The sequence below is a fragment of the Hymenobacter convexus genome (assembly GCF_030580955.1).
Lineage (GTDB): Bacteria > Bacteroidota > Bacteroidia > Cytophagales > Hymenobacteraceae > Hymenobacter.
Map to the genome: position 1 here is coordinate 695,324 of NZ_JAUQON010000001.1, position 13,451 is coordinate 708,774.

Genomic DNA, 13,451 nt, shown 5'->3' on the forward strand with positions numbered 1-13,451 from the left:
TCATGAAGAACAAGACCGACCTCAAAGGCCTTTCCGCTGAAGCGCTGAAAGAGCAAATCAAAACCGAGCAGGCTCAGGGCCAGCAGCTGCGTTTCGCCCACGCGATTTCGCCCCTGGAAAACCCCGCCCGCCTCAAGGCCAACCGTAAAAACGTCGCCCGCTTGCTCACCGAGCAGACTCGTCGGAACAACGAGCAGGCCTCTAACCCCGCTTAATTCCGATGGCAACCGACGTAACAACCCAAGACCAAGCCGTAGCTGAAGACTCGCGCAACATGCGCAAGGAAATCACCGGCACGGTAACGAGCTCGAAGATGGACAAGTCCATCACCGTGGCTGTGGTGCAGAAACAAAAGCACCCCAAGTACGGCAAGTTCGTGACCAAAACCACGAAATTCCACGCCCACGACGAGAAAAACGAGTGCGGCGAAGGCGACACGGTGCGCATCATGAGCACCCGTCCGCTGAGCAAAACCAAGCGGTGGCGCCTGGTTGAAATTGTTGAACGCGCTAAATAATCTGAACCGATGATACAGCAAGAATCCCGCCTGACGGTGGCCGACAACAGCGGCGCCAAGGAAGTCCTCTGCATCCGCGTTTTGGGTGGCACGGGCAAGAAATACGCCAGCGTTGGCGACAAGATTGTGGTGGCCATCAAGTCGGCTATCCCTTCGGGCAACGCCAAGAAAGGTACCGTGAGCAAGGCCGTCGTGGTACGTGTGAAGAAGGAAGTGCGCCGCAAAGACGGTTCGTACATCCGCTTCGACGACAACGCCGCCGTGTTGCTCAACAACAACGACGAGCCCCGCGGCACGCGCATCTTCGGCCCAGTGGCCCGCGAGCTGCGTGAGCGTCAGTTCATGAAAATCGTATCCCTAGCCCCCGAAGTACTCTAAGCCATGGCTATCAGAAAAGCAGACCCCGTGCAGCTGCACGTAAAGTCGGGCGATACCGTGAAGGTGATTGCTGGCGACGAAAAGGGCAAAACCGGCGTTATCAAGTCGGTGAACCGGGTGACTCAGCGCGTAACCGTTGAGGGCCTGAACCTGGTGACGAAACACAACAAGCCGAGCGCCAAATCGCCCCAGGGCGGCATCACCAAGATGGAGGCGCCCATGCACGTGAGCAACGTGCAGGCTATCAACCCCACCACCGGTGAGCGGGTACGTAAAGGTGCCGCCGCGGCCGCAGCTCCGGCTGCTGCTCCGGCCAAAGCCAAGCGTGCCTCTGCCAAAACGGCTTAAGCAGCCCCCACCATCATGGCCCGTCTCAAAGACATTTATAAAAAAGACGTCGTACCCGCGCTCCAGGAGAAATTCCAGTTCAAGAGCATCATGCAGGTACCCCGTATCACCAAAATCTGCATCAACCGCGGCATTGGCGCGGCGGTAGCCGATAAGAAATTGGTCGACAACGGCGTGGAAGAACTGACGGTTATCACCGGCCAGAAAGCCATTGCCACCATCGCCAAGAAATCGGTGTCGAACTTTAAGCTCCGCGAAGGCATGCCCATCGGGGCGAAAGTGACGCTGCGCGGCGAGAAAATGTACGAGTTCATGGACCGTCTGCTGACGGTGGCCCTGCCCCGCGTACGTGACTTCAAAGGCATCAACGACAAAGGTTTCGATGGTCGTGGCAACTACACGCTCGGCGTGAAGGAGCAAATCATCTTCCCCGAAATCTCGATTGACAAAATCAAAGGCATCTCGGGCATGGACATCACGTTCGTGACCACAGCTGAGAACGATGAGCAGAGCTACGAGCTGCTGAAAGCTTTCGGTATGCCTTTCGCCAACGCTAAAAAAGAAGCTTAATCTCCCGAACTCATGGCTAAAGAATCCATCAAAGCACGGGAGCGCAAGCGCATTGCCACCGTGGCCCGCTACGCTGAGAAGCGCAAGGCTCTGAAAGCTGCCGGCGACTACGAAGGTCTCGACAAGCTGCCCAAAAACGCTTCGCCCGTGCGCCTGCACAACCGCGACATGATTGACGGCCGTCCCCGCGGCTACATGCGCAAGTTTGGCATCAGCCGCGTGCGTTTCCGCGAAATGGCACTGGCCGGGAAAATTCCTGGTGTGACCAAGTCGAGCTGGTAAGCTTCGATTTTCGCAGTAAAGTTTGATTCCCAAGTTGAAGCTTTAGCTTCGGCTTGGGAATTTTTCATTTACACCGATTATGAGCCAAAAACTACTTGAGCAACTGACAGCAGCGATGCCTTCTGCAATGGAAGTGCCTACACCTATTAAGCAACTTTACCAATGGATAGAACAACAAGGTTTTTTCATTGATAACGCCGACGACGAACGTATTGGGTTTCTATATTCTGATGAAAAACTTCAAGAGAGTCAGACCGAAAATGGCCGTGGAGGTGGAACGGATATTGAGTTCAAGGCTGAAGGAAGCAAGTATTTGCACCATTGGTTCGGGGCAGAACACGACGAAGTCAACCAGCGCCTGTGTGTATTTGCCAAGACGGGAGGCGAAGGGTCAATGGCCGCGTTTTGGTTAAGTGACATTGGAGAAGTGAAAATTGTCCATCTCGGGTCAGGGTCGGGTTCGTTGCTAAACTGTGTACTGGCAGATAACAGCATCGACTTCTTGCGGCTGCTGGCCATCGGTTATGATGAAATCTGCTGGGATGACGCTTTTAGCGCTTCACCGCAGGATAACGACGAGTTCGTTGTACAGCCCAATATCGAGTTTCAGAACTGGGTAAAAGAAACGTTTCAGGTGACCATTCCAGAAACTGCGCTTGAAATTGTGAAGCATCCCGCCTCAATGGATGACAGCAATTCCAAAGATGAGTTCTGGAATTGGTGCCGAAAATTTCAGCAGGAAGAAACTAAAGAAGACGTGCTAGCTATTGCAAAACTTATGAAAGAAGTCGGTGTAGACCGAGACTTTATTATAGAAAACACTGGCTTATCGGGCGCAGAAGTGGATTCGTTGGAGTAGGCCTCTCAGCCACTTCCGTTTCCCCAGCTACTGGGGCAGCGGGTGGTGGACAATGTTGCAATGAATCTGCCGAACCTTTAGCCCGTTCTAATTCTCTTCAGATGCGCGCCGGGCGGGTGGGGGAGGGGAGAGTATATAAAACGCAGGAGGTATATAGGTAAGCTGTACTATTTGGTCTGCTAGTGCGTTAAAGCAACCCCTGTTGCTACGGCGCTGCCGTGGCTATTGTCTCACCCACTCTTCAGCCGAAACCCATGCGAATACCCTTCTTCCAAACCAAACCCACCACCGCCAACACCCCACCCAAGCCGCCCAAAACCAAAACCCGGGAGTGGGCCGACTCAGTGATTTTTGCGGTGGTGGCGGCCACGCTGCTCCGCTGGTCGGCGGTGGAGGCCTACACCATTCCCTCCGAAAGCATGGAGGGCACGCTGCTGGTGGGCGATTATCTCATGGTGAGCAAGCTGCACTACGGCCCCATCACGCCCCAAACGCCGCTGCAAGTGCCCCTCACGCACCAAACTCTATGGGAGCACGGCCCCCAGAGCTATTCCGACCTTATCCAGCTGCCCACTTACCGCTTTCCCGGATTCAGCTCGGTGAAGCGCAACGACGTGGTGGTATTTCACGTGCCGCATGAGCAGCGCCCCGCTGATGTGCGCACCAACCTCATCAAGCGCTGCATCGCGGTGGCGGGCGATACGCTGAGCATCCGCAGCGGCCAGGTGTTTCTCAACGGCCAGCCCGGCGCGGTAGCCGGCCGCCCGCAAACCACCTATTTCCTGGAAGTGCCCGCGCCCAACGATGAAATCGTGGCGGCGCTGCGCGCCCAAGGCGTGGTCGACTACCGCGAGCCCGACGGCTTGCCCCGCGCCATCATCAGCCCTGAAACGGGCAAGCCCGGCTTCTTCATCAGCTGCCCCGCAGAGGTGGCCGCCTACTTCCGCCGGCAGCCCTACACGAAGTCACTGGAGGTGGTGCAGTATCCCGTGCAGCTGTTCCCCGATGTGGCCGACTTCGACGTATCGCAAGCCGCCAGTGCTACTCCCCGCCGCTGGCAGCTCGACGAGTACGGCCCGCTGCCCGTGCCGCGCAAGGGTCAGACCATTGCCCTCACGCCAGCCAACGCCGCGATGTACTACAAAATCGTGTCGCAGTACGAGCACAACCTCGGCATCACTTGGCAGGATGGGATGATATACCAGCACGGCCAGCCCCTCACGCGCTACACCATCAAGCAGAACTATTACTTCATGATGGGCGACAATCGCCACAACTCCGAAGACTCCCGCTTCTGGGGCTTCGTGCCGGAGGACCATATCGTGGGCAAAGCCGTGTTCACGTGGCTGTCGCTCGACCCCAATGCGGATGTGCTGCACAAAGTCCGGTGGAGCCGGCTGTTCCGACCCATTGAATAACTGCGGGCCTCGCATCGCAGGCCACCAGAAAATTGGAGTAAGTGAAACAAATGGGGTTGTTCCGGTATTCGGAGCAACCCCATTTGCCGTTATAGCCTACGACAGCCCCCGCGCTGGTTCACATTATCCACCCCTCACAACCCGTCATGGAATCACCAATCACCACCGGCTGGATTGGCTTAGGCAACATGGGCACGTCCATGGCCCGCCGCCTGCTCGCCGCCGGCATCCCCATTATCGCCTACAACCGCAGCCCTGCCAAGGCCGAAACCCTGCGCGCCGAGGGCGCCACCGTCGCGCCCACGCCCGCCGCCGTGCTCGATGCCGCGCAAGTCGTTTTCCTCATGGTATCGGATGACCAGGCCACCCGGGAGCTATTTACCGGGGAGCACGGCCTGCTGCAGTCTTCTACTGCCGGCAAGCTCATCATCAACATGAGTACCGTCTCGCCCGGTGTCAGCCAAGAGATGGCCGAGCTGAGCCGCGCCCACGGCCACGAGTACCTCGACGCGCCCGTATCCGGCAGCGTGAAGCAGGCTGAAACCGGCCAACTCGCCATCATGGTCGGCGGCGATGAAGCCGCGTTCAAGAAAGCGCAGCCCTTGTTCGCACACCTCGGCAAGCTGGCCCTGCGCGTGGGCCCCACCGGCGCAGGCAACAATGCCAAGCTCGCCATGAACACCCTGCTCGGCTTCCAGGCCCAAGGCTTGGCTGAAGCCGTCCTGTTCGCCCAGCAGCACGGGCTGGAAACGGCCGACTTGCTCGACCTCATCAAAAGCAGCGCCCTTGCCAGCGTCTTTATCAACCTCAAGGGCGACGCCATCCTCAACGAGAACTACCAGGCCGCCTTCGCCCTCAAGCTGCTCGCCAAAGACCTGCGCCTGGCCAAAGCCGAGGGCTCGGATACGCCGCTGGCCAACGTGGTTCACCAGACCTTCCAGGAGGCAGAAGCCACGCATGGCGACGAAGACGTGATTGCCATTCTTAAGCACCTGAAGCAGCAATAGCGCTTCTTCAGATTCGGAGGTTTTTGGGTGTCGGCTGTCCAGCAGTCAAGAATATTTCTGTCAAGCACTTGCAAAAGCCCCTGAAAGCCTGCTACCTTTGCACTCCCAAAACCTGAGGCTTGCCTCGAAAACCATTTGGCAGGTTGCCAAAAGAAACCATTGGCCGGACCGTCGCCGGACGTGCCAAGTAGTCTTAACCGAAATTTCGTTGGTCCCGTTGGGCACCCGGCGAAATTTTCTTATCTTTGCGCTCCGAAAAAAGCGGACGTATTTAAAAAATAATGAACACTGACCCCATTGCCGACTACCTGACCCGGGTACGCAACGCCATCAAGGCGAACCACCGGGTGGTAGAAATTCCGGCCAGCAACATCAAAAAGGAAATCACGAAAGTGCTGTACCACAAAGGGTACATCCAGTCGTACCGTTTTGATGATTCGTCGGTTCAGGGCACCATCAAAATCGCCCTGAAGTACAACCCCACCACGAAGGCCCCCGCCATCACCAAGCTGCAGCGCGTTTCGACGCCCGGCTTGCGTCAGTACGTGGCCGCCGACAACCTGCCCCGCGTCCTCAGCGGCCTGGGTGTGGCCATCATCTCGACCTCGAAAGGCGTGATGACGGAGAAAGAGTGCAAAACCGAGAACGTGGGCGGCGAGGTGCTGTGCTACGTGTACTAGTCCGGAACCGCTTTAGCAAATTCAATTATGTCACGTATTGGTAAACTGCCGATTTCCGTCCCCGCCGGGGTCGCTATTTCGGTCGACAAAGACAACGCGGTGACGGTGAAAGGCCCCAAAGGCTCGCTCACTACGCAAGTAGACCGCGACATCACCGTAGCCATCGAAGACGGTACCCTCACCGTAACCCGTCCCACCGAGCAGAAGCGCCACAAGGCCATGCACGGCCTCTACCGCTCGCTCATCAACAACATGGTGACCGGTGTTAGCGCTGGTTTCGAGAAGAAACTCGAACTCGTGGGCGTAGGTTACAAAGCCTCGCTCGTGGGCAGCACGCTGGAACTGGCCCTCGGATACTCGCACAACGTGTACATCGCCCTTCCCGGCGAAGTATCCGCTACGGCCGTAACCGAAAAGGGTAAGAACCCGATTGTGACGCTCAACAGCATCGACAATCAGTTGCTGGGCCAAGTGGCCGCCAAAATTCGTTCGCTGCGCAAAGTGGAGCCCTACAAAGGCAAAGGTGTGCGCTTCGTGGGCGAGATTATCCGTCGCAAAGCTGGTAAAACGGCCTCTAAATAAATTCGCATCATGGCATTTGATAAAGCAACTCGCCGCAAGCGGATTCAGCGCATCATCCGCACGAAAGTGTCCGGCACCTCGGAGCGTCCGCGCCTGTCGGTGTTCCGCAGCAACACGGGCATTTATGCTCAGATTATCGACGACACGACCGGCCGCACCCTGGCTGCCGCTACGTCGAAAAAAGTAACCGCCGAAGGTGGCAACGGTGTGGCCCTGGCCGCCGCTGTAGGCCGTCAGGTAGCCGCGGTTGCCCTGGAGAAAGGCATCACAAAAGTGGTGTTCGACCGCTCGGGTTACCTCTACCACGGTCGCGTAAAATCATTGGCTGAAGGTGCTCGCGAAGGCGGCCTCAATTTCTAAACTATCATGGCGCAAGAACGCGACAACAATCGTCCTGGCGGAGACCGTCAGCGCAGCAACGACCGCGACCGGAACAAGGACAACTCCCGCATGGGTGCTGACTCCGACTTCAAAGAAAAAGTAGTAGCCATCAACCGCGTAGCGAAGGTGGTGAAAGGCGGTCGCCGCTTTAGCTTCTCTGCCATCGTGGTAGTAGGCGACGGCAACGGCAACGTAGGCTACGGCCTCGGCAAAGCCAACGAAGTAACCGACGCCATTGCCAAAGGCATTGACGACGCCAAGAAGAACGTGGTGAAAGTGCCGATGTACAAGCACACCGTTCCCCACCTCATGGAAGGCCGCTACGGCGGTGGTTTCGTGCTCATCCAGCCGGCTGCTGCCGGTACGGGTGTAATCGCCGGCGGTGCTATGCGCGCCGTGTTCGAGAGCGCCGGTATCAAGGATGTGCTGGCGAAGTCGAAAGGCTCGTCGAACCCTCACAACGTGGTAAAAGCGACGTTTGCAGCCCTCGCCAAAATGCGCGACCCGTTGCAAATCGCTCAAGCCCGTGGTATTTCTTTGGCCCGCGTTTTTAACGGTTAATTGACATGGCACAAATTCAAGTAAAGCTCGTGCGCAGCGCCATTGACCGCCCCGAGCGTCAGAAGCGCACCGTTCAGTCCCTCGGCCTGAACAAACTCAACAGCACCGCTACCCACGAATCGAACCCGTCCATCCTGGGCATGGTGAAGAGCGTGCAGCACCTGCTCCAAGTAACCGAACTGTAAGACTATTATCGTCATGCTTAATCTCAGCAATCTATCGCCCGCCTACGGCTCGACTAAAAACGAGAAGCGGATTGGCCGGGGCGAAGGCTCCACGCGCGGTGGCACGTCGACCCGTGGTCACAAAGGCGCCAAGTCGCGTTCGGGCTACAAGCGCAAGTCCGGCTTCGAAGGTGGCCAGATGCCCCTCCAGCGCCGTGTGCCCAAGTTCGGCTTCACGAACATCAACCGCGTCGAGTACAAAGCCATCAACCTCGATGTGCTCGCTGGCCTCCTCGAGAAGAACAGCGCCACCACCCTGGATGCCGCTTACTTCGTAGCCGCCGGTCTGGTTTCGAAAAACGCCAAAATCAAAGTTCTCGGCCGTGGCGAAATCGCCACTGCTGTAGAAGTTCATGCTCACGCCTTCTCGAAATCGGCTGTTGAAGCCATCGAGAAAGCTGGCGGCAAAGCGGTAACGCTCTAATAGCTACCTTCGGCAATGAATAAGTTTATCGAGTCGATAAAAAACATTTTTGCGATTGAGGATTTGCGTACGCGAATCCTCAATACGCTTTTCTTCATTGCCATCTATCGCCTAGGCGTTTACGTGGTGTTGCCGGGCGTTGACCCCACGCAGCTCAAGACCGGCGCCCAAGGCTTGTTTGGCATTCTGGATACGCTGCTCGGCGGCGCATTCAGCCACGCGTCCATCTTCGCGCTGGGCATCATGCCGTACATCTCGGCGTCGATTGTGTTGCAGCTGCTCACCATCGCCGTGCCCTACTTCCAGAAGCTCCAGAAGGAAGGCGAGTCGGGACGTAAGAAAATCAACCAGTACACCCGGATTCTCACGATTCCGATTGTGTTGGCCCAATCGGTTGGTTTCATCGCCACGATTAACGCCGAAGCCATCATCAATCCCGGCACGTTCTTTACCGTTTCGACCATGATTATCATCACGGCTGGCACGTTGTTCTGCATGTGGCTAGGCGAGAAAATCACGGACAAAGGCATCGGCAACGGTATCTCCATGATTATCATGATTGGTATCGTGTCGCGTCTCCCCGGTGCTATCATCGGTGAGGCTGCTGCCAAAGGCGTGAACAAGTCCCTCATCTTCCTGCTGGAAATGGTGGTACTGTTCCTCGTGGTAATGGCGGTTATCGTGCTCACGCAAGCGGTTCGCCGCATCGCGGTGCAGTACGCTAAGCAGGTCGGCGGCACCACGCAGCTTGATGCGCAGCGTCAGTTCATTCCCCTCAAGGTGAATGCAGCCGGCGTAATGCCCATCATCTTCGCCCAGTCGCTGATGTTCGTGCCCGCCATTGTGGCGTCGGTATGGCAGAACCAGAGTGATACCGCCAGCTACATCGGCGTGAAGTTTTCGGATTACACCTCATGGCAGTACAACCTGACTTTCGGCCTGCTCATCATCATCTTCACTTACTTCTACACGGCCATCAGCGTTAACCCTAACCAGATTGCCGATGACCTGAAGCGGAGCGGTGGTTTCGTGCCCGGCGTAAAGCCTGGCCGCGATACCTCGGAATACATCGATGAAATCCTGACGCGCATCACCCTACCGGGTGCCGTGGCGCTGGCGCTCATCGCCATCTTCCCCGCGCTGGCTTTGTTGCTGGGTGTAACTCGTCCGTTCTCGGCTTTCTATGGCGGCACGTCGCTCATCATCATGGTGGGGGTAGTGCTCGACACAGTGAACCAGGTGCAGAGCTACTTGTTGATGCAGCACTACGACGGCATGATGAAATCGGGTAAGCTGCGCGGTCGCACGGCCCAGCCCATTTCCATCGCCTCGTAATCAAGCAATGGCAAAAGGTCCAATACAATACAAAACCGAAGAAGAGATTGACCTCATGCGGGCGAGCGGCCAACTGCTAGCCCGGGCTCACGGCGAAGTCGCGAGTCTCATCAAGGAAGGAGTAACGACGCGGCAGCTTGATAAGCGCGCGGAAGAATTCATCCGAGACAATGGCGGCATTCCTTCTTTCAAAGGTTTATACGATTTCCCCTACAGCCTGTGCCTCTCGCCGAATGCGGTGGTGGTGCACGGGTTCGCCACCGACGAGCCGCTGAAAAGCGGCGACATCATCTCGGTGGATTGCGGGGTGTTGCTGAATGGCTACCATTCAGATAGTGCTTACACCTACCCAATCGGGGAGGTGGCGCCGGAAGTGCTGACGCTGCTCAAGGAAACGAAAGCGGCGCTGTACAAAGGCATCGAACAAGCCGTGAGCGGCAACCGCGTGGGCGACATCAGCTACGCTATCCAGAACCATGTGGGCCCGTTGGGCTACGGGGTGGTGCGCGAGTTGGTAGGTCACGGAGTTGGCGCGAAGCTGCACGAAAGCCCCGATGTGCCAAATTATGGCAAGCGGGGTTCCGGGCCGCTTTTGCAAACGGGTTTGGTCATCGCCATTGAGCCGATGGTGAACCTGGGCAAGAAGGACGTGGTGCAGGAAGCGGATGGCTGGACCATCCGCACCCGGGACCGCAAGCCTTCGGCGCACTTCGAGCACACCGTAGTAGTTAGAAAAGAAAAGGCGGAGATTCTCACCTCCTTTGAATACATCGAAAAAGCATTGCAGCAGTAGCCCTTATGGCAAAACAAGCCTCGATTGAGCAGGACGGAACCATCCTGGAAGCCCTTTCTAACGCCATGTTCCGCGTGGAATTGGAGAACGGTCACCAGCTGATTGCCCACATTTCGGGCAAGATGCGGATGCACTACATCAAGATTCTGCCCGGCGACAAGGTGAAACTGGAAATGTCGCCCTACGACTTGTCGAAGGGCCGGATTAAGTATCGTTATAAATAAACCCGTTTCCCTTCACAGGTCATGAAAGTAAAAACCTCGGTGAAAAAGCGTAGCGTGGACTGCAAACTGGTCCGCCGTAATGGCAAGCTCTACGTCATCAACAAGAAAAACCCGCGCTTCAAGCAGCGTCAGGGTTAATTCAATTTTTAGAACCCCGGAACCTTGGGTACTGGGTCGTTGGTTGTTAGCCTTCGGCCCGCCTTCCAAGTAGTTGCCGGGTTTCTGTCCGCAAACACATAACCACACACAATGGCTCGTATCGCAGGGGTTGATATCCCGGACAACAAGCGCGGCGAAATTTCGCTGACTTACATTTTCGGCATTGGCCGGAGCAACGCCAGCAAGATTCTGGTAAAAGCTGGCGTCGACGTCAACAAGAAGGTGAAGGACTGGACCGACGAGGAGTCGGGTGCTGTCCGCGCCATCATTGCCGCCGAGCACAAGACTGAGGGCGTGCTGCGCTCGGAAGTAACGACGAACATCAAGCGTTTGATGGACATCGGTTGCTACCGTGGTCTGCGTCACCGCAAAGGTCTGCCAGTTCGTGGTCAGCGCACCAAGAACAACTCGCGTACCCGCAAGGGCAAGCGCAAAACGGTGGCCGGCAAGAAGAAGGCAACCAAATAAATTCACACGGGAATCAGGGTGAGTTAAAAGTTAAGAGTTAAAAGCTATGAGTTGGGCGTTTATTCAACTCATAACTTTTAACTCCTAACTCTTAACTGACACTAACACCTCCCGCATTTTTTGCGATAACCAAATGGCACAAAAAAGAAAAGACAAAGCCAAGAAGCGCGTTGTCGTGGTGGAGCAGGTGGGCCAGGTACACATCCGTGCCTCGTTCAACAACATCATCATCTCCATCACCAACAACAACGGTCAAGTTATTTCGTGGGCTTCGGCCGGCAAAATGGGCTTCCGTGGTTCGAAGAAAAACACGCCCTACGCCGCTCAAATGGCGATGAGCGACTGCGGCAAAGTGGCCCACGACCTAGGCATGCGCAAAGCCGAAGTATTCGTAAAAGGCCCCGGCTCGGGCCGTGAGTCGGCCATCCGCGCCCTCGGCAACGTGGGCATTGAGGTGACCACCATCCGCGACGTAACGCCGCTGCCGCACAACGGCTGCCGCCCCCCCAAGCGTCGTCGCGTTTAGTTTTCCACTTCAGAAATTAGATTACAATGGCACGTTATACCGGCCCTACCTCAAAAATTGCCCGTCGCTTCAACGAGCCGATTTTCGGCCCGAGCAAAGCGCTCAACAAGAAAGCCTATCCTCCGGGCCAGCACGGCCGCGGCCGTCGCAAGAAGCAGTCGGAGTACGCTGTCCAGCTGATGGAGAAGCAGAAGGTGAAGTACATGTACGGCATGTTGGAGAAGCAATTCGAAAACCTGTTCCACAAAGCGGCTGCGCTGCCCGGCATCACCGGTGACAACCTGCTCGCCTTGCTGGAAGCCCGTCTGGACAACGCCGTGTACCGTTTGGGCATTGCCTCGACGCGTCGCGCTGCCCGTCAGCTCGTTGGTCATAAGCACATCACCGTGAACGGTGAAGTGGTGAACATCCCTTCGTACCACCTCCGTCCCGGCGACATCGTGGCCGTGCGCGAGAAGTCGAAGTCGCTGGAAGCCATCACCACGAGCCTGTCGGTTCGCAACTCGCGCCAGTTCTCGTGGCTGGAGTGGGACGGCAAGGAGTTGGCTGGCAAGTTCCTCAACGCCCCCGCCCGTGAGCTGATTCCGGAGAAAATCACCGAGCAGCTCATCGTCGAACTGTATTCGAAGTAAGTAACGCTACTGGTAGCGGCCCGGCAGTTTGTCGGGCCGCACTTGTGCTTATACTTCACCAACTTTTTTCAAATTTTTTACGCCCCACATATGTCAATCTTAGCTTTTCAGATGCCGGAGAAAGTGGTGATGGAGAAATCCGACGACTTCACCGGGACGTTTGAATTTAAGCCGCTCGAGAAGGGCTACGGCGTCACCATCGGCAATGCGCTGCGTCGCATTCTGTTGTCGTCGCTGGAGGGTTTCGCCATCACGTCGGTGCGCACCAACAGCGTGCTGCACGAGTTTTCGACCATCGAAGGGGTGATTGAGGACATGTCCGAAATCATCCTGAACCTGAAAATGGTTCGCTTCAAGAAGGTGAGCGACGCCATCTCGGATAAAATTACGGTGCGCGTGAAAGGCCAAGATACCTTCTCGGGCGCTGATATTGCCAAGTTCGCCAGCGGTTTCGAAGTACTGAACCCCGACCACGTGATTGCGCACCTCGACCCCAGCGTAGAGTTGGAGTTGGAGCTGACGATTGCCCGTGGCCGTGGCTACGTGCCCGCCGACGAGAACAAGCCGGCTGACCAGGTTTTCGGTCAGATTGCCATCGACGCTATCTACACGCCCATCAAGAACGTGAAGTACAGCATCGAGAACACCCGCGTGGAGCAGAAAACCGACTACGAGAAGCTCGTTATCGAGATTCAGACCGACGGTTCGATTCACCCGGAGGAAGCGCTGAAAGGTGCGGCTAATATTCTCATTCAGCACTTCATGCTGTTCTCGGATAACACGATGACCCTCGAAGGCCCTCGCGTGACCGAAGACGAGCCGATTGATGAAGAAACCATGCAGATGCGCAAGATGCTCAAGACTCCGCTGGAGGACATGGAGCTCAGCGTACGCGCCAAGAACTGCCTCAAGGCTGCCGACATCAAAACGATGGGCGAATTGGTGCAGCTCGAAATTGCCGACATGATGAAGTTCCGCAACTTTGGCAAGAAGAGCTTGACCGAGCTGGAAAACCTCGTGGAAGAGCGTGGTTTGGAGTTCGGTATGGACCTGGGCAAGTATCGCCTGGACGAAGACTAGAAT

General features: G+C 56.5%; 23 protein-coding genes. All 23 read left to right on the forward strand.

Features of this window, described 5'->3' with window-relative positions; translation table 11 throughout:
• The first annotated feature begins 2 nt into the window (after positions 1-2).
• The 23 genes from rpmC to Q4S41_RS02870 all read left to right on the forward strand — a co-directional run bounded on the left by rpmC (position 3) and on the right by Q4S41_RS02870 (position 13,448).
• Positions 3-215: a 50S ribosomal protein L29 gene (gene rpmC / locus Q4S41_RS02760; RefSeq protein ID WP_196291010.1), complete on the forward strand. Its 213-nt coding sequence runs from the start codon at positions 3-5 to the stop codon at positions 213-215.
• Between the two features lie 5 nt (positions 216-220).
• Positions 221-517, forward strand: a complete 297-nt coding sequence (rpsQ, locus tag Q4S41_RS02765) for a 30S ribosomal protein S17 (protein ID WP_196286022.1) — start codon at positions 221-223, stop codon at positions 515-517.
• Positions 518-526: 9 nt separating this feature from the next.
• The gene (gene rplN / locus Q4S41_RS02770; RefSeq protein ID WP_035567895.1) at positions 527-895 is read left to right on the forward strand and encodes a 50S ribosomal protein L14; all 369 of its coding nucleotides are present in this window, start codon (positions 527-529) and stop codon (positions 893-895) included.
• A 3-nt stretch (positions 896-898) separates the two neighbouring features.
• Positions 899-1,243, forward strand: coding sequence for a 50S ribosomal protein L24 (rplX, locus tag Q4S41_RS02775; protein ID WP_196291011.1), 345 nt, complete (start codon positions 899-901; stop codon positions 1,241-1,243).
• 15 nt (positions 1,244-1,258) lie between these two features.
• On the forward strand, positions 1,259-1,813 hold the full coding sequence (rplE, locus tag Q4S41_RS02780; protein WP_305029583.1) for a 50S ribosomal protein L5: 555 nt from the start codon (positions 1,259-1,261) through the stop codon (positions 1,811-1,813).
• 12 nt (positions 1,814-1,825) lie between these two features.
• A complete protein-coding gene (gene rpsN / locus Q4S41_RS02785; RefSeq protein WP_035567891.1) occupies positions 1,826-2,095 on the forward strand; it encodes a 30S ribosomal protein S14 in 270 nt (89 codons plus the stop codon).
• A 79-nt stretch (positions 2,096-2,174) separates the two neighbouring features.
• Positions 2,175-2,954, forward strand: coding sequence for a hypothetical protein (locus Q4S41_RS02790; RefSeq protein ID WP_305029584.1), 780 nt, complete (start codon positions 2,175-2,177; stop codon positions 2,952-2,954).
• A 254-nt stretch (positions 2,955-3,208) separates the two neighbouring features.
• Complete coding sequence (lepB, locus tag Q4S41_RS02795) at positions 3,209-4,372, forward strand: signal peptidase I (RefSeq protein WP_305029585.1); 1,164 nt, start codon at positions 3,209-3,211, stop codon at positions 4,370-4,372.
• Positions 4,373-4,518: 146 nt separating this feature from the next.
• The gene (locus Q4S41_RS02800; protein ID WP_305029586.1) at positions 4,519-5,379 is read left to right on the forward strand and encodes an NAD(P)-dependent oxidoreductase; all 861 of its coding nucleotides are present in this window, start codon (positions 4,519-4,521) and stop codon (positions 5,377-5,379) included.
• Positions 5,380-5,660: 281 nt separating this feature from the next.
• Positions 5,661-6,059 (forward strand): 30S ribosomal protein S8, encoded by a 399-nt coding sequence (gene rpsH / locus Q4S41_RS02805; RefSeq protein WP_068191741.1) that lies wholly within the window; start codon positions 5,661-5,663, stop codon positions 6,057-6,059.
• Between the two features lie 27 nt (positions 6,060-6,086).
• On the forward strand, positions 6,087-6,641 hold the full coding sequence (rplF, locus tag Q4S41_RS02810; RefSeq protein ID WP_245115530.1) for a 50S ribosomal protein L6: 555 nt from the start codon (positions 6,087-6,089) through the stop codon (positions 6,639-6,641).
• Between the two features lie 9 nt (positions 6,642-6,650).
• Complete coding sequence (rplR, locus tag Q4S41_RS02815) at positions 6,651-7,001, forward strand: 50S ribosomal protein L18 (protein WP_245115532.1); 351 nt, start codon at positions 6,651-6,653, stop codon at positions 6,999-7,001.
• A gap of 90 nt (positions 7,002-7,091) precedes the next feature.
• On the forward strand, positions 7,092-7,583 hold the full coding sequence (rpsE, locus tag Q4S41_RS02820; protein ID WP_035567955.1) for a 30S ribosomal protein S5: 492 nt from the start codon (positions 7,092-7,094) through the stop codon (positions 7,581-7,583).
• A gap of 5 nt (positions 7,584-7,588) precedes the next feature.
• Complete coding sequence (rpmD, locus tag Q4S41_RS02825; RefSeq protein ID WP_190925707.1) at positions 7,589-7,768, forward strand: 50S ribosomal protein L30; 180 nt, start codon at positions 7,589-7,591, stop codon at positions 7,766-7,768.
• A gap of 13 nt (positions 7,769-7,781) precedes the next feature.
• Positions 7,782-8,231 (forward strand): 50S ribosomal protein L15, encoded by a 450-nt coding sequence (rplO, locus tag Q4S41_RS02830; protein ID WP_196291018.1) that lies wholly within the window; start codon positions 7,782-7,784, stop codon positions 8,229-8,231.
• 15 nt (positions 8,232-8,246) lie between these two features.
• Positions 8,247-9,566 (forward strand): preprotein translocase subunit SecY, encoded by a 1,320-nt coding sequence (secY, locus tag Q4S41_RS02835; RefSeq protein ID WP_196286032.1) that lies wholly within the window; start codon positions 8,247-8,249, stop codon positions 9,564-9,566.
• A 7-nt stretch (positions 9,567-9,573) separates the two neighbouring features.
• Complete coding sequence (map, locus tag Q4S41_RS02840; protein WP_305029587.1) at positions 9,574-10,359, forward strand: type I methionyl aminopeptidase; 786 nt, start codon at positions 9,574-9,576, stop codon at positions 10,357-10,359.
• A gap of 5 nt (positions 10,360-10,364) precedes the next feature.
• Complete coding sequence (infA, locus tag Q4S41_RS02845) at positions 10,365-10,583, forward strand: translation initiation factor IF-1 (protein WP_035567874.1); 219 nt, start codon at positions 10,365-10,367, stop codon at positions 10,581-10,583.
• Positions 10,584-10,604: 21 nt separating this feature from the next.
• Complete coding sequence (gene rpmJ / locus Q4S41_RS02850; protein ID WP_046246595.1) at positions 10,605-10,721, forward strand: 50S ribosomal protein L36; 117 nt, start codon at positions 10,605-10,607, stop codon at positions 10,719-10,721.
• A gap of 111 nt (positions 10,722-10,832) precedes the next feature.
• Positions 10,833-11,210 (forward strand): 30S ribosomal protein S13, encoded by a 378-nt coding sequence (gene rpsM, locus Q4S41_RS02855; RefSeq protein ID WP_196291020.1) that lies wholly within the window; start codon positions 10,833-10,835, stop codon positions 11,208-11,210.
• 133 nt (positions 11,211-11,343) lie between these two features.
• Positions 11,344-11,736: a 30S ribosomal protein S11 gene (gene rpsK / locus Q4S41_RS02860; RefSeq protein ID WP_035567868.1), complete on the forward strand. Its 393-nt coding sequence runs from the start codon at positions 11,344-11,346 to the stop codon at positions 11,734-11,736.
• A 26-nt stretch (positions 11,737-11,762) separates the two neighbouring features.
• A complete protein-coding gene (rpsD, locus tag Q4S41_RS02865; protein WP_196291021.1) occupies positions 11,763-12,368 on the forward strand; it encodes a 30S ribosomal protein S4 in 606 nt (201 codons plus the stop codon).
• 90 nt (positions 12,369-12,458) lie between these two features.
• Complete coding sequence (locus Q4S41_RS02870) at positions 12,459-13,448, forward strand: DNA-directed RNA polymerase subunit alpha (protein WP_196291022.1); 990 nt, start codon at positions 12,459-12,461, stop codon at positions 13,446-13,448.
• Positions 13,449-13,451: the final 3 nt, after the last annotated feature.